The organism is Brevibacterium aurantiacum, assembly GCF_007558825.1.
GTDB classification, from domain to species: Bacteria; Actinomycetota; Actinomycetes; order Actinomycetales; family Brevibacteriaceae; genus Brevibacterium; species Brevibacterium aurantiacum_A.
Window position 1 is genome coordinate 301,186 of sequence record NZ_VLTK01000003.1, and the last position, 15,564, is coordinate 316,749.

General features: G+C 63.1%; 20 protein-coding genes. 9 read left to right on the forward strand and 11 right to left on the reverse strand.

Annotation, left to right across the window (positions count from 1 at the left end; genetic code table 11):
• Nucleotides 1-189 precede the first annotated feature (189 nt).
• From FO013_RS06300 to FO013_RS06310, 3 genes are all read left to right on the forward strand, one after another.
• Nucleotides 190-894 (forward strand): class I SAM-dependent methyltransferase, encoded by a 705-nt coding sequence (locus FO013_RS06300; RefSeq protein ID WP_143921715.1) that lies wholly within the window; start codon nucleotides 190-192, stop codon nucleotides 892-894.
• Nucleotides 895-1,070: 176 nt separating this feature from the next.
• Entirely contained in the window at nucleotides 1,071-1,535 is a 465-nt protein-coding gene (locus FO013_RS06305) for a tRNA (cytidine(34)-2'-O)-methyltransferase (protein ID WP_143921716.1), read from the forward strand.
• A 45-nt stretch (nucleotides 1,536-1,580) separates the two neighbouring features.
• Entirely contained in the window at nucleotides 1,581-2,405 is an 825-nt protein-coding gene (locus FO013_RS06310) for a PfkB family carbohydrate kinase (protein WP_143921717.1), read from the forward strand.
• 115 nt (nucleotides 2,406-2,520) lie between these two features.
• Here the strand turns inward: FO013_RS06310 and FO013_RS06315 are convergent, their stop codons facing one another.
• Nucleotides 2,521-2,775, reverse strand: coding sequence for a type B 50S ribosomal protein L31 (locus FO013_RS06315; RefSeq protein ID WP_143921718.1), 255 nt, complete (start codon nucleotides 2,773-2,775; stop codon nucleotides 2,521-2,523).
• Between the two features lie 176 nt (nucleotides 2,776-2,951).
• On the opposite strand from FO013_RS06315, the gene FO013_RS06320 reads away from it, so the two are divergent.
• Nucleotides 2,952-3,503, forward strand: coding sequence for a YbaK/EbsC family protein (locus FO013_RS06320; protein WP_143921719.1), 552 nt, complete (start codon nucleotides 2,952-2,954; stop codon nucleotides 3,501-3,503).
• A 6-nt stretch (nucleotides 3,504-3,509) separates the two neighbouring features.
• Here FO013_RS06320 and FO013_RS06325 read toward each other — a convergent pair whose 3' ends face one another.
• The 5 genes from FO013_RS06325 to FO013_RS06345 form a co-directional block, all read right to left on the reverse strand.
• Complete coding sequence (locus tag FO013_RS06325) at nucleotides 3,510-4,220, reverse strand: hypothetical protein (RefSeq protein ID WP_143921720.1); 711 nt, start codon at nucleotides 4,218-4,220, stop codon at nucleotides 3,510-3,512.
• 39 nt (nucleotides 4,221-4,259) lie between these two features.
• Nucleotides 4,260-5,030, reverse strand: a complete 771-nt coding sequence (locus tag FO013_RS06330) for a phosphatase (RefSeq protein ID WP_260848023.1) — start codon at nucleotides 5,028-5,030, stop codon at nucleotides 4,260-4,262.
• Nucleotides 5,031-5,174: 144 nt separating this feature from the next.
• Nucleotides 5,175-6,122: a TrmH family RNA methyltransferase gene (locus FO013_RS06335; RefSeq protein ID WP_143921722.1), complete on the reverse strand. Its 948-nt coding sequence runs from the start codon at nucleotides 6,120-6,122 to the stop codon at nucleotides 5,175-5,177.
• Nucleotides 6,123-6,126: 4 nt separating this feature from the next.
• Entirely contained in the window at nucleotides 6,127-6,939 is an 813-nt protein-coding gene (locus tag FO013_RS06340; RefSeq protein WP_143921905.1) for a sulfite exporter TauE/SafE family protein, read from the reverse strand.
• A 20-nt stretch (nucleotides 6,940-6,959) separates the two neighbouring features.
• Nucleotides 6,960-7,745 carry an ABC transporter ATP-binding protein gene (locus tag FO013_RS06345; protein WP_143921723.1) on the reverse strand — a complete coding sequence of 262 codons (786 nt, stop codon included), beginning with the start codon at nucleotides 7,743-7,745 and terminating at the stop codon, nucleotides 6,960-6,962.
• Between the two features lie 44 nt (nucleotides 7,746-7,789).
• On the opposite strand from FO013_RS06345, the gene FO013_RS06350 reads away from it, so the two are divergent.
• Nucleotides 7,790-8,524 carry a hypothetical protein gene (locus tag FO013_RS06350; RefSeq protein ID WP_143921724.1) on the forward strand — a complete coding sequence of 245 codons (735 nt, stop codon included), beginning with the start codon at nucleotides 7,790-7,792 and terminating at the stop codon, nucleotides 8,522-8,524.
• On the forward strand, nucleotides 8,521-9,201 hold the full coding sequence (gene serB / locus FO013_RS06355) for a phosphoserine phosphatase SerB (protein WP_143921725.1): 681 nt from the start codon (nucleotides 8,521-8,523) through the stop codon (nucleotides 9,199-9,201). Before FO013_RS06350 ends, serB begins: the two co-directional genes overlap by 4 nt.
• Nucleotides 9,202-9,275: 74 nt before the next feature.
• Here serB and FO013_RS06360 read toward each other — a convergent pair whose 3' ends face one another.
• The 3 genes from FO013_RS06360 to FO013_RS06370 form a co-directional block, all read right to left on the reverse strand.
• Entirely contained in the window at nucleotides 9,276-9,779 is a 504-nt protein-coding gene (locus FO013_RS06360; RefSeq protein WP_143921726.1) for a SixA phosphatase family protein, read from the reverse strand.
• A gap of 42 nt (nucleotides 9,780-9,821) precedes the next feature.
• The gene (gene fabI, locus FO013_RS06365) at nucleotides 9,822-10,580 is read right to left on the reverse strand and encodes an enoyl-ACP reductase FabI (protein ID WP_143921727.1); all 759 of its coding nucleotides are present in this window, start codon (nucleotides 10,578-10,580) and stop codon (nucleotides 9,822-9,824) included.
• Nucleotides 10,581-10,678: 98 nt separating this feature from the next.
• Entirely contained in the window at nucleotides 10,679-11,389 is a 711-nt protein-coding gene (locus tag FO013_RS06370; protein ID WP_143921728.1) for a beta-ketoacyl-ACP reductase, read from the reverse strand.
• A gap of 147 nt (nucleotides 11,390-11,536) precedes the next feature.
• On the opposite strand from FO013_RS06370, the gene FO013_RS06375 reads away from it, so the two are divergent.
• The 3 genes from FO013_RS06375 to FO013_RS06385 are packed head-to-tail and all read left to right on the forward strand — an operon-like array spanning nucleotide 11,537 to nucleotide 13,040.
• Nucleotides 11,537-11,929 (forward strand): DUF3099 domain-containing protein, encoded by a 393-nt coding sequence (locus FO013_RS06375; protein WP_143921729.1) that lies wholly within the window; start codon nucleotides 11,537-11,539, stop codon nucleotides 11,927-11,929.
• Nucleotides 11,926-12,138 carry a hypothetical protein gene (locus FO013_RS06380; protein WP_143921730.1) on the forward strand — a complete coding sequence of 71 codons (213 nt, stop codon included), beginning with the start codon at nucleotides 11,926-11,928 and terminating at the stop codon, nucleotides 12,136-12,138. Before FO013_RS06375 ends, FO013_RS06380 begins: the two co-directional genes overlap by 4 nt.
• Nucleotides 12,138-13,040: an SURF1 family cytochrome oxidase biogenesis protein gene (locus FO013_RS06385; protein ID WP_143921731.1), complete on the forward strand. Its 903-nt coding sequence runs from the start codon at nucleotides 12,138-12,140 to the stop codon at nucleotides 13,038-13,040. Before FO013_RS06380 ends, FO013_RS06385 begins: the two co-directional genes overlap by 1 nt.
• A 39-nt stretch (nucleotides 13,041-13,079) precedes the next feature.
• Here FO013_RS06385 and FO013_RS06390 read toward each other — a convergent pair whose 3' ends face one another.
• A complete protein-coding gene (locus FO013_RS06390; RefSeq protein ID WP_143921732.1) occupies nucleotides 13,080-14,678 on the reverse strand; it encodes an ABC-F family ATP-binding cassette domain-containing protein in 1,599 nt (532 codons plus the stop codon).
• The gene (locus FO013_RS23150) at nucleotides 14,675-15,379 is read right to left on the reverse strand and encodes a ribonuclease H family protein (RefSeq protein ID WP_143921733.1); all 705 of its coding nucleotides are present in this window, start codon (nucleotides 15,377-15,379) and stop codon (nucleotides 14,675-14,677) included. The genes FO013_RS06390 and FO013_RS23150 overlap by 4 nt, the downstream gene beginning before the upstream one ends.
• Nucleotides 15,380-15,564 lie beyond the last annotated feature (185 nt).

Here is a 15,564-nt window from a genome sequence, read left to right on the forward strand (position 1 = left end):
CCATACGAGGCACCGCTGACATGACGTCCGGATCATCATGATCCACTCTGATGAATCCGCTTGTCATCTTCTAATCTAATTCGACTTCTCAATGTAGATGTTCTAGATGATACGAATCCTCCGAATGTGAATGCGTCCCCGCGGGGACGCACCAGGCTCAATCGCAGCGTCACACCGTAGGCTGTTCGCATGAGCGATGAGACGAATGACGGCGCGGTCCTCTCCCATAGCAGCCCCCAGGATTCGGACCGAGAGACAGCCACCCGAGTCTCCTACGATGCGATCGCCGAGACCTATACGGGCTGGATTGCAGACGAGCTCACGGCCAAGCCACACGATCGAGCAGTTCTCGGTGCCTTTTCGGAACTCGTGCTCGCCACAGGAGATTCCCAGACGCTGGAAATCGGGTGCGGCCCCGGTCGGATCACCGCATTCCTTGCCGCCCTGGGTCTGACTCCGTCGGGCCTCGACCTCTCCCCCGCCATGATCGCCCTGGCAACGCGCCACTACCCCACCCTCGACTTCACCACCGGGACCATGACAGCACTGCCCTACGGCGACGACAGCTTCTCCGGACTCCTCGCGTGGTATTCCATCATCCACGTTCCCGATGAGTCCCTGCACACAGTCTTTGCTGAGGCGGCACGAGTGCTGCGGCCAGGTGGGCTGTTCCAATTGGCCTTCCAGCTCGGCGATCGAATCGACCATCAGGCGAAGGCTGCCGGCTTCACGGTCGATCTCGACTTCCACCGTCGCTCGATCGATCAGGTTCTCACAGTTCTCGCTGACCACGGCTTCGTCCCCGTGACCCGGCTCGAACGGGAACCGGACCAAGCGGGCCGATTCCCAGAGGCGACACGGCAGGGCTACCTGCTCGTCCGCCAGCCAGCCTGACTCCCATCCCCAGGAATCAGCCCGTATCTCCTATCCAGTCACAAGGAACCGACCCCACAACCACGAAGGAATGACATCATCCGCCGAGGTGGAGCGACGTTCTTCCCCGCATTCGAATCCACCTGGCTGGAATGACGGCAGAAACGACTTGCGAACAGTGACAAAATGGAACTCATATGAACATCGACATCGTCTTCCACACACCTGAGATCCCCGGCAACACCGGCAACGCCATACGCCTGGCCGCGGTCACGGGGGCCCACCTCCACCTCGTCGAGCCCTTGGGCTTCGACCTCTCTGATGCCAAGCTGCGTCGTGCGGGACTCGATTATCACGATCTCGCCCACGTCACGGTCCACGCGTCTCTGACGGATCTGTGGAACCACCTCGGCGAGCGTCGGGTCATCGCATTCACCACCCATACGGAGCAGTCCTTCGCCGAGGTGGACTACTGTGACGGTGATGTCCTCCTCTTCGGTCAGGAGTCGACGGGCCTGCCCGATGCAGTCGTCGATGATGAGCATGTGGACCTGTCCGTGCGCATTCCGATGCTGCCGTCGCGGCGCTCGCTCAACCTCGCCAATTCCGCGTCGATCGCGATCTACGAGGCTTGGCGACAGCAGGGATACGCGGGTGTCTGAACGCGCGTAGACTTCTGCCCGACAGCAATTCCCGAAAGGACCACTATGACCTCCAAAGTGCTCACGATCGCCGGCTCCGATGTCTCAGGCGGAGCAGGGCTCGAAGCTGACCTGAAGATGTTCGAAGAGTACGGCGCGTTCGGCACCGCCGCCGTGACCTGCATCGTCACCTTCGATCCGAATGACGGCTTCAGCCACGTCATCGAATTCATCGACCCTGAGGTTGTGACGAGGCAGCTCGAATCGACGCTGGCCGTGCACACGTTCGATGCGATCAAGTCGGGCATGCTCGGGTCCGTGGAGAACGCTCTCGTCCTGGCCGAGAAACTGAAGACCAATGAGCTGCCCTATGTCTTCGATCCCGTCCTCGTGTGCAAGGGTGCGGGCACGATGGTCGATCTCAAGGATCTCTTCGTCGACAATCTCGTACCCTTGGCCACCGTCATCACCCCGAACCTCGAGGAGGCCGCGACGCTGGCCGGTATCGATCCGATCGACTCGGTTGAGGGAATGATCGAGGCCGCGAAGATCATCCACGGTCAGGGTGCCGAAAACGTCGTCGTCAAGGGCGGTGCACGCCTGGCCGGTGATGACGCGATCGACATCCTCTTCGACGGCGAGAGGGTCACGACGCTGCGTTCACGCAAGGTCAACGAGAAGCTCGTCAACGGTGCAGGCTGTTCGTTCGCCTCATCCATCGCCGCTGGCATCGCCACCGGGTTGAGCATTGAGGACGCGGTCGTCTCGGCGAAGGAGAAGGTCGCCCACGGCATCGCGAACTGCCTCGACAATGCCACCGGCGTTGCCTCGCTGTTCCACCCCGCGGCACGGACTCAGCCGTCGCCAGACGTCCACGTCAGCGTGGATTGACACCTGAGCACACAGCAAGAGAACTGCCCCGCACACCGTCTCAGGTGTGCGGGGCAGTTCGCATGAGTCATGCGTGACGGTCGGAACCGTCTGATCGGTCGAAACCGACAGGGGATCAGCGCTTGCCGAAGCCCTTGTAGCGATCCTTGAACTTCTCGACGCGGCCTGCGGAGTCGAGGATGCGCTGCTTTCCGGTGTAGAACGGGTGCGATGCGCTCGAGATCTCAACGTCGATGACTGGGTAGGTGTTGCCGTCTTCCCATTCGATCGTCTTTTCGCTCTTCGCGGTCGAGCGGGTGAGGATCTTGGTTCCCGACGACAGATCGTTGAACACGATCGGTGCGTATTCCGGGTGGATGTCCTTTTTCATATTCTTACCTTTGCTGAATCCGCTCAGGCGCCTGGTATGGGTCGACCCATCCGCCAGTGCCCGAATTCGTCTGCTGGACACGCCCCGTACCGTAGGAACCGGACACGAAGCGACAGTCCAGTCTATCTGATGGACCGGCCCAAAGCGATTCCCCTGCCGTCTCCTAAACTGTGGCCATGAACACCAAGGAACGCATCTCCGCGCAATTCGACCTCATTCCTGCAGCAACGGCTCCCGATCTCATGGCCGAGCCCACCGCCGAGGCGATCCCGTCGATCACCGGCGGTGTCGTCGCCTTCGCCATCGACCCGCAGATCGCTGACACTTCGGCCCTGCTCGACGCCACCGGCCTCGGGCCTGAGACTTCGGCCAACTGTGTTCTCGTCGCAGGTTCACGCGCCGGTGAGGAAAGGATCGCGGCCTGCATGGTGCTCGCGAACACGCGCGCCGATGTGAACAAGCGCGTGAAGAAACTCCTCGACGTCCGCAAGGCGTCATTCCTGCCTATGGATCGTGCGGTCGGCGAATCGGGTATGGAGTACGGCGGTATCGGGCCGATCGGTCTGCCCGCCAACTACCGGATCCTCATCGACTCCCGTGTGGCCGAGGCCAAAGAGCTCATCATCGGCTCGGGGATCCGCGGTTCCAAGCTCATGCTCTCTGGCGCGGCATTGGCATCACTTCCCACCGCCGAGGTGGTCGAAGGGCTCGCCAACGAGATCGAATGATCGTGCTCAGCTGACCGTGCTGATGGGAATCGCGGGGGCAACACGGGCAGAACCGATACCGCGGTTGGCCTTTCCCAGTCGGAACCGCACATGTGATTTGAGGATCGTGCCCGAGGCTGCCAGCCCGTCCACAAGCTCGTCTCCGACGAAGAGTGTGAACGTCCACGCCTCGTTGTGTTCGGTGTCCGGCAAAGGACCTGTGCCCGCCTGCAGGACTCGTGATCCCCACAGCTGCCTGGTCATCGGCAACCGCACGTCGTGACCGGCGACCGTGTATTCGACATCGCTGGCCGACCTGATGTCCTCGTAGCTGCCTGCTGAGATCCCGTATTCGCCGACGCAGGTGAGGAAAAGCTGCCCTTTGGCCCCTTCAGGCACGAGATCACGACCCTCATTCAGCCGGGCGTGGACAACGTCGTCGAGGAGATCCGAGCGCTGCTCCTGCCGCGTTTGAAGTGGCATTGCTGTGCGCACGTCGAGGACTGTGGGTTTGGGAACGTAGAGCAGTCCCAGCTCGACCTGCTCGCAGAATCGTCTGCCCTCCAGCCATGCGCTCATCTCGGCTCCAAGCTCTTCCGCGTCAGACCACCAGGCTCGATTCTGGCTGGAAACGAACCTGGACGCCTCATCGGCGATGTCCCTGGGCACAGAATCAAGCGTCGCCCAACCGCTGGAGCCCATGCGTGCGATCTCGCGGTCCCGTTCTATCCTCTGCACCGCTTCTCCTCCTGTCGTTTTGATGGGATCCGTGGGCGGTCAGTCCAAGCCTGCCCGTTCGATCACGAAGTCGATGAGCGGTTCGTAGAGGTAGGGCACAACATCGTCATCGAGGGGAACGGTGACCTCGATGGCTCCCTGAGCTTCGACGACGAAGAGGGCAGGATCGTTGCAATCCGCATACCCCAGAGTGCGTAGACCCCGGGTCGAGGCCGCACCGGCCCACCCGTGATCGGCCACGATCAGATCCGGGGTCCGGCCGCCTCGGCGGGTGATGTCGTCGAGAAGTGCGTGCATGGGTTCGGCGAGGTGGGTGTGCGGGGTACCACCGTGCTGATGCCAGGTCCACACACGGTTGATCTGCCTGCAGTCGCCGCCGATTCCGGGGACGGGTACGGCATTGGTCTGCTGGGTGATTGTGGCACCGCGGGCTTCGGCTGCTGCGGCGATGGCCATGTGCACGGGAAGCAGACCGGCAGGGTGTCCAGTGGCGAAGAGGATCTCTCCCCCGGCTCGAGTGACATCTCCGATTGCCGCTGCCAACTGCTCGAGTGCGTCGATGCAGCGCGAGGTCGAAATCGTGTCGACACCCTCGATGAAGTCCGGCTCCGGACGCAGGCCCGCACGATCGACCATGAGAGCGAACACGGAGTCGAAATCCCAGTCGCGGGTGAGTTCGACGCCGAAGTCGAACTGCTTCTCCTGTGCGAGGAATCGGTGGATGTGGGAGAGGTTGTTCTCTCTGGGTGTGGCGACTTCGCCGGTGATGCGAGCGGTTTCGAGGGCGTTGGCGAGTGTGGTGCGATCCACTGGTCTCCTCATTCAGAGTCACGATGTTCGAGGTCACGAAAACTGCGGGCGAAATGCCTGCCACCAGTCTCGCACAGCCGATTCCGTCCCCGGTCGGCGCGCGTCCGAAGAGAAGCGCTAGCAGGGGACGCGTCAGGCTCCGTCTCAGAGAGCGGCCGCAGGCTCCGTCTGCAGAGCAAAACAGGCCACCGCCGAGGCGGCCGCGACGTTGAGGGAGTCGACTCCCCCGGACATCGGGATCATGACAGTCGAATCGCAGGCGGCGATCGTCGACCGTCGCAGACCGTCGCCCTCGGTGCCGAAGACGATTGCGGTGCGCTCAGGCGCATCGGCGGCGAACTCTCGGATCGCCACGGAATCCTCGTCGAGGGCCAGCGCCGCAACATGGAAACCGAGCTCACGCAGGGCATCGACTCCGGCGGGCCACGCTTCTATCCGCGTCCACGGCACCTGGAACACGGTGCCCATGGAGACGCGGATGGAACGTCGGTAGAGAGGATCGGCGCACCTCGGCGTCACCAGAACAGCGTCGACGCCGAACGCGGCAGCGGACCGGAAGATCGCGCCCACGTTCGTATGATCGACGACGTCTTCGATGACGACGATGCGACGGGCCTTGGCCACGAGCCGGCCGACATCGGCCATCTCCGGGCGATGCATGGCGGCCAGAGCACCTCGGTGCAGGTGGAAGCCGGTGAGGGCTTCGACTGCGGCATCGGTGCCGATGAAGATCGGAGCATCGTTGGCGGCGATGAGGTCGGCCAAGTCGAAGAGCCATTTGGGGCTCGTCAGGTAGGACCGGGCAACCATGCCTGCGGCGTGGGCGCGGCGAATAATCTTCGAGGACTCGGCGATGAAGAGCCCTTCGGCTGGTTCACGGATGCTGCGAAGAGCCACATCCGTCAGCTGAGTGTAGTCATACAGGTCGGTGGCAGAGACTCCGCTGTCGACGACACCACCGTCGGCGCCGCCCTGCTCGCCGTTGACCGTCTCCGCGTCGAAGAAATGCAGTCGCTCGGCAGTGATCCCGAGGTCGGCGGCACGGTCGATGACCTGCTGCCTTGTCAGTGGTGCCTTGGCCGGAGTGTTCATGCGATCACAGTGTGAGGATGCGCCAGATGGCGACGAGGCCGAGGATGACGATGACGGTGCGCAGCAGCACAGGTGAGAACCTGCGTCCGACACGGGCTCCGAAGTAGCCGCCGATGAGCGAGCCGATCGCGATGCAGATCACGGCGATCCAGTTGATCCGGTCGTGACCGACGATGATGTAGGTGCTCGCCGAGACCGTGTTGACGACGAGGACCAGAACGTTCTTCAGTCCGTTGAGACGCTGCAGGTCATCGGGCAGGATCAGCCCGAGCAGAGCGATGAGGATGATTCCCTGGGCTGCGGCGAAGTAGCCGCCGTAGATCGCGGTGAGGAAGACGACGAGCAGGACCAGGATGTAGCGACCGGTGGAGAGCTTATCGCCGACTGAGGCCGCCACATGCTCTCTGCCTGCCCTTTCAGCACGACGAACCGCTCGGCTCTTCAGATGACGCGAGAGCGCCGGCTGGGCCACGACCATGACGAGGGCGATCACCAGGAGCACCGGGACGATCGTCTCGAAAGCATCTTCGGGCAGATGGAGCAGCAGATAGGCACCCGTCAGCGAGCCCAAGATGGAGGCCGGCACGAAGCCGAGGATCCGTCGCCATTGGCCCTTCAGCTCCTCTCGATAGCCGAAAGACGACGCAATGTTGCCGGGAATCAGTCCGACAGCATTGCTCATCGTCGACACGACCGGCGGCACACCGAAGGCCACGAGAACCGGGAAGGTGATGAGGGTACCGGAACCGACAACGGCGTTGATGCCGCCAGCACCGATTCCGGCGAGGACGATCAGCGCAATCTGCCACAGTTCCATTCCGAGAACTGGTTCCATGCTCAGTAAGGGGATCGGGCGTGGAACCGCTGCCCGTCGCGGGTGAGCTTCACATCGATGCCGAAGGTCGCCGACAGATTGTCGGCGGTCAGGGTCTCATCGATAGGGCCGGCGGCAAGATCAGTGCCCTCGGCCAGCAGCAGCACGTGTGTGATGCCCGCAGGGATCTCCTCGACATGGTGGGTGACCATGATCGTCGCCGGAGCCCACTTCGAGGACAGGATCTCCGTCAACGCGGCCAGCAGCTCTTCGCGTCCGCCCAGGTCGAGTCCGGAGGCAGGCTCGTCGAGCAGCAGCAGCTCCGGGTCGGTCATGAGCGAGCGGGCGATCTGCACGCGTTTGCGCTCGCCCTCGGACAGGGTGCCGAAGGTGCGATCGGCCAGATGCGAGATGTTGAACGCCGCGAGGAGGTCCTTGGCCCGTTCGATGTCGGTGGTCTCATATTCCTCTACCCAGCGACCGGTGACGCCATAGGCGGCGGTCAGCACGGTGTCGAGGACGGCTTCGGACAGAGGAATGCGGTTGGCCAGGGCCGTCGAGGAGTAGCCGATGCGCGGGCGCAGTTCGAAGACGTCGACGCGCCCGAGGCGCTCCTGAAGGATTCCGACCGAACCTGTCGTCGGGTGCATTCGTCCTGCGGCCAGTTCCAACAGAGTCGTCTTCCCGGCGCCGTTGGGCCCGAGAACGGCCCAATGCTCACCTTCGGAGACGGTCAGGGAAAAATCTTGGAGGAGGAAATTCTCTCCTCGGCGCACGGAAACAGAATCCAAAGTCAGGACATCACTCATATCAGCCAACTCTATCGCAGGCTCGGCGTCTATTCTGGTTCGACATGGACTTGACTACCGACTCACTGCTGCTGACCCTGGCGATGAACCATCGCCTGCACTCCAGCCTCGCCCCTGACGAGGTCAGTGCCGCATTTCTCGACGATGATCGTGATGTCCCTCTCATCGTCGCCGACGAGGTCTTCGGCAGCTCGCCGCCGACGGGTCTGCTGCTCTTCACCGCCGAGGCTGGCGCCGCTGGAATCACACATGCCCGGCTCGCACTGCACCACCCTTCGCTGCCGCATACGACTCCGCCGGTGGACAAGGCCGATCGGCTCAAGGTCGGTCGGCATACGGCACCGATCGTCCTCCACTCCGGCTCCCACCAAGTTGCGGTGGTCCTCGTGGGCGCCGAGGCGAACGTCGAGGTCATCGCCTGCCGTGACACAGTCTTTCATCCGGTCACCGTGGCTACCCCCGCCGAGGCGCTGCGCCGACTCCGGCTCCTTGTGATGGAGGGACTGAACCTCATCGAGTCGATCGAGGTTCCCGCCGACTGGCGAGAGGGGCCGTGGCGGGACTGGCAGGAGGAGCTGAGCCTGAGCCATCCGATCTCGAAGCTCATCCCCTCGGTCGCCGACGCTCGAGCCATCTATGCCGCCCTCGACATCCATGAGCGGATGCGCACAGTGCTGGCTCCGGCCACGGTCGCACCTCCCGCCTTCGGTGATCTGCTCTCACGCCTCCACCCCGCGGCCGCCGACTACATCATGGCGGTCGCTACGATGAAGGGGTGAATGACTCAGACTCCGCAACCCCGATGCCAGGCAACGCCATCCAGCTCCTCGTCATGGACGTCGATTCGACGTTCATCAATGAGGAGGTCATCGACCTCATCGCCGTCCATGCCGAGGTGGGCACCCAGGTTGCCGACATCACGGAACGTGCCATGGCAGGCCAGTTGGACTTCGCCGCATCGCTGGCCGAGCGAGTGGCCCTGCTCAAAGGCCTGCCGGTCTCCGTCCTCCACGAGGTGCGGGCACAGATCACGCTGACCGAAGGTGCCCGCGAACTTGTCGCGGCTGTTCAGTCGGGCGGCGGCGTCGTTGCCCTGGTCTCCGGCGGCTTCACCCCGATCATCGCTCCGGTCGCGGAGACGATGGGCATCACCGAGGTCTACGCCAATGGTCTCGACTCCGACGACGGACTGCTGACCGGCGTCACGAGCGGTCGTGTCATCGATCCGAGTGCGAAGGCGGAGATCTTCGCGCAGCTGTCATCGAAGTACGGATGTGATCGGGCCCTAACAGTGGCCATCGGCGACGGTGCCAATGACATCGGCATGATCCAGGCCGCGGGTCTGGGTGTCGCCTTCTGTGCGAAACCGGCGCTTGTCGCCGCCGCTGACGCTTCGGTGACGAATCGTGATCTGCGTGAGGTGCTCACCCTCATCGAGGCACGCGCACAGGGGTGAACGTCACCGCGGGTGAATGGAACTCAGGCGCCTGAATCTCGTTCAGACGCCTGGTTGCGTGTCAGCTGCAGCGCTCAGGCCCCGAGGAAGACCCTGAGTTCGGGTGCGGGATAGTTCCCGGGTTCGACGTCCCAGCTCTCAAGGACGAACACTGCAAGAGAGGAAGGACGGAACGCGTCCGGGACTCCGGTGGCAGGGTTCAGGTGGCCGACCACCTCGGCGACGGTGGGCTGATGGCCCACGATATAGGCGCACTGGGAATCGGACGGGATCGAATTGATCGCGTCGATCCAATCGTCGACTCCCCCGTTGTAGAGGGACTCGTCCTGGCGCAGTTCGAGGCCTGCACCGGTCTCAGGTTCCCCGTTGTGCCGGTTGACGGCTTCGACCACAGCCTGCCCTGTCTGGACGGTGCGCCTGGCCGCCGAGGCGATGGCCACGTCAGGTGACCAGCGCTCGGCGATCTCGGCTCCGGCTTCGACGGCTTGAGCAAGACCTTTGGCGTTCAACGAGCGTTCGAAGTCCGTCGGTCCCTCGGCTTCGGCCTTCGCATGGCGGGCGAGAATGAGCACAGGCATCGTCGTGTTCTCCGGATCAGTGTGGGTGTCGGGTGGTCCGGTTCAGGCGCCGGTCGAGTGGAATCCGCCGTCGACGTGGACCATCTCGCCGGTTGTGGCGGGGAACCAGTCCGAGAGGAGTGCGACGATCGCTTTGCCTGCCGGAGTGGTGTCCTTCTGGTCCCAGCCCAGCGGCGCACGGTCGCCCCACATGTCTTCGAGGGTCCCGAATCCGGGGATCGAGGTGGCGGCGGTGGTCTTCAGCGGTCCGGCCGAGACGAGATTGACGCGGACTCCGTCCTCGCCGACGTACTTCGCGAGGTAGCGAGCAGTGGACTCGAAGGCGGCCTTGGCCACGCCCATCCAGTCGTAGACCGGCCAGGAGATGGTGGCGTCGAAGGTCAGCCCGACGACACCGGCACCCTTGTTGAGCACGGGCTTCGCGGCCACGGTGATGGCCTTGAGCGAGAACGCCGAGACATGGATCGCTGCGGACACGGAGTCCCAGGGGGTGTCGAGGAACACGCCGCCGAGTGCGTCTTTGGGGGCAAACGCGATGGCGTGGACGATGCCGTCGATGTTGCCCTCGAGGCGCTCAGGCAGTGCTGCCAGGTCATCGTCGTTGGTGGCATCGAGTTCGATGACCTTCGGGGTCTCGGGCAGTCGCTCGGCGATCACCTGGGTGATCTTCATCTGGCGGCCGAAGCTGGAGAGGATGACTTCGGCACCCTGCTCCTGGGCGATGCGGGCGGCTGCGAAGGCGATGGATGCCTCGGTCAGAACGCCGGTGACGAGGATGCGCTTTCCGTCAAGAATTCCCATTGTGGTCCTTTCGAAATGTTCAAACGGGGGGTGAAATCGTTGCGATCGACGCCGTAGGAGCCGGCGTCCTTGATGTGAAGTCTAGATGTTGACGGGGCTCAGTGCCCCATCCCCAGTCCGCCGTCGACGGGAATGACGGCGCCGGAGATGTATGCGGCTTCGTCTGAGGACACCCAGCGCACGACCTTCGCGACCTCGCTCGCCTCGGCGAATCGCTTGGCGGGGATCGTGGCGAGGTATTCCTTCTGCTGTTTCTCGGGCAGCTCATCCGTCATGTCGGTGCGGATGAAGCCCGGTGCGACGACGTTGGCGGTGATGCCGCGCGACCCCAGTTCACGGGTGACCGAGCGGGCGAGACCGACGAGGCCGGCCTTCGACGCCGAGTAGTTCACCTGACCGGGGACCCCGTAGAGTCCCGACACGGACGAAATGAGCACAATGCGGCCCTTCTTCGCGCGAATCATTCCGGTGATGGCACGTTTGACGGTGCGGAAGGTGCCGGTGAGATTGGTGTCGACGACGGCCTCGAACTCCTCGTCACTCATCCGCATGAGCAGATTGTCGCGGGTGATGCCGGCGTTCGCCACGACCACCTCGACTGGGCCCAGCTTCTCCTCGATCTGCGCGAACGCCGCGTCGAGGGAGGCAGCATCGGTGACGTCCGCCGACACGGCCAGAGCACCTTCCGGTGCGTCTCCGTTGCGAGAGGTGACGGCGACCGTGTCGCCCTGGGCGAGGAATTCCTCGGCGATGGTGCGGCCGATTCCGCGGTTTCCTCCGGTCACGAGGACTATGCGTGGTTCTGACACGAATCTCTCCTGTTGGTGGACAATACAGATTGATCAGCGTTTGAGATCAAACTTACCGTCACTAACCTATCGCGAACCGGCAGGCGTCGATACGACTCACACAAACGAAGAGTATGATTTTGTAGCAGTAATCGAACGAAGAAGGCTATGTCCAAGCACCCCCAGCAGATCACCACGGCAGACACCGCCCTTGATGACGACATGAAGTCGCGGATCATCAAATACTCGATCACCATGGCGATTCGCACGCTCTGCTTCGTGGCGGCCTATCTCATGTTCCGGGCAGATCTGACCGTGTTGATGTGGATCTGCGTGGCCGGTGCCGTGCTCCTCCCCTATCCGGCTGTGATCTTCGCCAATGCCGGGCGTGAGCGCACCACCAATGACGATTCGGCGCTGCTGGACAACGCGCCGATGCCCGAGCTGCCACCGGCAACTGGTGAGACCATCGCCGGGGAGACGATCGCCGGGGAATCCGACGACTCCGCGCCGGACGATGGTGAAACCTCGGCAGACCCGACTCGAGGTGATGAAACTTGACCGAGACGCTCCAGTGCTCGGCGAAGGGATGTCGGGCAGAAGCCACCCGCGCAATTCTGTGGAACAATCCCCGCCTGCACATGCCCAAACGCCGCAAGACCTGGCTGGCCTGTGACGAACATCTCGACTATCTGCGAGAGTTCCTGACTATGCGCAGCTTCTATCAAAGCGACGTAGCCGTCGACGACATCCCGGAGGACGCCGGTTGATGTCACGCTATTCCTTCCTCTTCAGCGCACGGTGGCTGAAATACATCGCCATGACCGTCATCATCGTCATCGCCTGCATCTTCCTGGCACTGTGGCAGAAGGACCGACAGGATCAACGGCAGTACGAGATCGCTACGATCAACGCGAACTATTCGTCAGCACCGGTCGACATCACGAGCATCCTGGATTCCACTTCGGCGAACCTCGATGAGTCCGATGAATGGCGACAGGTGTCGCTGACCGGACACTTCCGGACGTCCGATACCGTCTTCGCGCGCAACCGCACGGTCAATGACAAGGTCGGCTACTACGTCGTCGTTCCGTTCGAACTCACCTCCGGAGACACGATCGCAATCGTCAGGGGATGGATCGCGGAACCCGATCAGGTCCCGCCGACGCCCACCGGGGAGCAGACCATCGCTGCCCGTCTCCAACCGGCCCAGGACGGCTCCGAGGACAATAATCCGGATGGGCTGATCAAGGCCATCGATCCCGCCCGGATCCCCGGTATGGACTCGGCATACGAAAACGTCTACGCGGAGACAGTCCACACCGGCGGCGGCCTGCCCGGCGAATCTGGGCTGACGCCTCTGCCTGCACCGGATCTCGACCCGGGCAACCACCTGTCCTACATGCTTCAGTGGTTCACCTTCGGCATCATGATCATCATCGCCGTGTCGATCTCTGCCAGACGAGAACGCAGAGCCGACGCCGAGGCGGCTGAGAGATCCACCGGCGACGTCGAATACGTCGTCGTGGACAAGGAGGCACTGGGAGCGGGAGCGAAGATCTCCCAGCCGGGCAACCGCTATGGCCGCAACCGGTTGAGATCACCGGGAGTGCACGGCCGTGACGAGGCCGAAGAGGACGAATTCATCGAGGACCGGTTCAGGCACTCCTGAACCGGTCGTCGTTGGGACCACCGGTGAAGAGGTCGAGCCTCAGGCCAGTGTGACGAGATCCAGGTAGGTGTCGTTCCACAGGTCCTCGTCGCCGTCGGGCAGCAGCAGCACACGGTCGGGGTCGAGCGCGGAGACGGCTCCCTCATCGTGGGTGACGAGGATGATGGCGCCCTCATAGCGGCGGATGGCTGAGAGGATCTCTTCACGAGAGGCCGGATCGAGGTTGTTCGTCGGCTCATCGAGGAGGAGGACGTTAGCGCTGGAGACCACGAGTGTGGCCAGCGCCAGACGGGTCTTCTCACCACCGGAGAGCACCTTTGAGGGCTTGTGCACGTCATCGCCGGAGAACAGGAACGAACCGAGCACATTGCGCACCGCGGTGTCATCGAGGTGCGGGGAATTGCGCTTCATATTCTCCAACACGCTGCGATCGAGATCGAGCGTCTCATGCTCCTGCGCATAGTAGCCGAGCTTGAGTCCGAACCCGGGGACGACCTCACCCGAGTCCGGCTCGTCGAGGCCGGCCAGCAGGCGCAGCAATGTCGTCTTGCCAGCACCGTTGTAGCCGAGGATCACCACGCGTGAGCCCTTGTCGATGGCCAAGTCGACGCCGGTGAAGACCTCTGTCGAGCCGAAGCTGCGCGAAAGTCCCTCCGCTGTCAGCGGCACCCGCCCGCAGTCGGCAGGGGCGGGGAAGCGCAGGTTGGCGACCTTTTCGGAACTGCGTTCGTCATCGAGTCCGGCCAACAGGCGTTCGGCGCGTTTGGCCATCTGCTGTGCGGCCACGGTCTTCGTGGCCTTCGCCATCATCTTGTTCGCCTGCGCAGTCAGCGCCGATGCCTTCTTCTCCGCGTTCGCACGCTCGCGACGGCGTCGGCGCTCGTCGTCTTCGCGCTGCTTGAGGTAGAGACGGTAGCCCATCGAGTAGATGTCGATGGTCTGGCGAGTTGCATCAAGGAAGAACACCTTGTTGACGACTTCATCGATGAGGTCGAGGTCGTGGCTGATGACGATGAGACCGCCGGAGTATCCCTTGAGGTAGTCGCGCAGCCACAGCACGGATTCCGCATCGAGGTGGTTCGTCGGTTCGTCGAGGATCATCGTGTCCGGAGCCGAGAACAGGATCCGCGCGAGCTCCACGCGACGCCGCTGACCACCGGAGAGGGTTCCGATCTCCTGGCTGATGAGGTCCTCGTCGAGACCGAGGTTGGCAGCGATAGCATAGGCCTCTGACTCTGCGGAATAGCCCCCGGCAGCCATGAATTCGGATTCAATGCGCGGGTAGCGATCGATGGCCTTGGCCGAGACGTTCTCATCGGGTGAGGCCATCTGGCGTTCGGCCTTGCGCAGGCGTTTGATCAGGACGTCGAGTTCACGGGCGGACAGGATCCGCTCCATTCCTGTGGCCTGCAGATCTCCGCTGCGGGGATCCTGAGGCAGGTACCCCACTGTCCCAGACACGGAGACATCGCCCGCCGAGGCGGGATGACCTCCCATGATCACCTTCGTCAGGGTGGTCTTCCCTGCCCCGTTGCGTCCGACCAGGCCGACACGGTCGCCCTTGTCCACACGGAAGGAGACCTCGGACATCAGCGTACGGGCGCCGACGGTGACTTCGAGACCAGAGGCGGAAATCATTCATTCTCCAAACTGCGACCGATGATGTCGGCCAAGAATTCTTGCGGGTGGATTCCCTGAGCCTGTGCCCGGGAGACGAGTTCGTCTGCAATGTGTGTGGGCACTCGACAGGACACGAGCGTGGTGGTCTCTGCTCCCGACGCGTCGTCGGCGACCGGAGCCTCGCCGTCGGCAGGAACTTCCTCGGCAACCGGTGCGTCAGCACCTGAGGCCGCCGTGATCGACCGGGACGTCCCCGCGGGGACGTATCCGGGTCCGGCTGGAACCGTGGTGCCCTTCTGGTACGCAGTGGCGGCTGCCCGCGCACGGTCGTCTGCAGCTTCGTTCATGGCGTGGTTGCTGTGGCCCTTGACCCATTCGAATTCGACCTCGCGGCCCTTCAGTGCGGAATCGAGCTGTTCGAGGAGATCCTTGTTGAGGACGTCCTTGCCGTCAGCCTTCTTCCATCCTTTGCGCTTCCAGCCGGGCATCCACTTCGTCAGTGCGTTGATGACGTATTTCGAGTCACAGAAGACCTTGAGGTCCTCATCGGCGTCGGCCGTTGAGTTCAGCAGGTCGAGGACGGCCATGAGCTCACCGCGGTTGTTCGTCGATTCCTTCCATCCGCCGGCGTGCCAGCAGCCATCGTCGACATACCAGGCCCAGCCGGCGGGTCCGGGGTTGCCGAGGGCTGACCCGTCTGCGGCCGCGATGATCGTCAATGGTTCTCCTAAGGAAGTCGGTCTTCATTCTTTCATGCCGAGCCTGCGCCCCCGCATTCAGGGCGGGTGATGTCCGCAACCCCTTCCAGCCCGACCGATACGCCACAGCTGCGACCCGGTCATGAACATCGCCGAGGTGGGGGCACCGGAATCGGCGCTCCCACCTCGGCGAGGTGAGGGTGTGA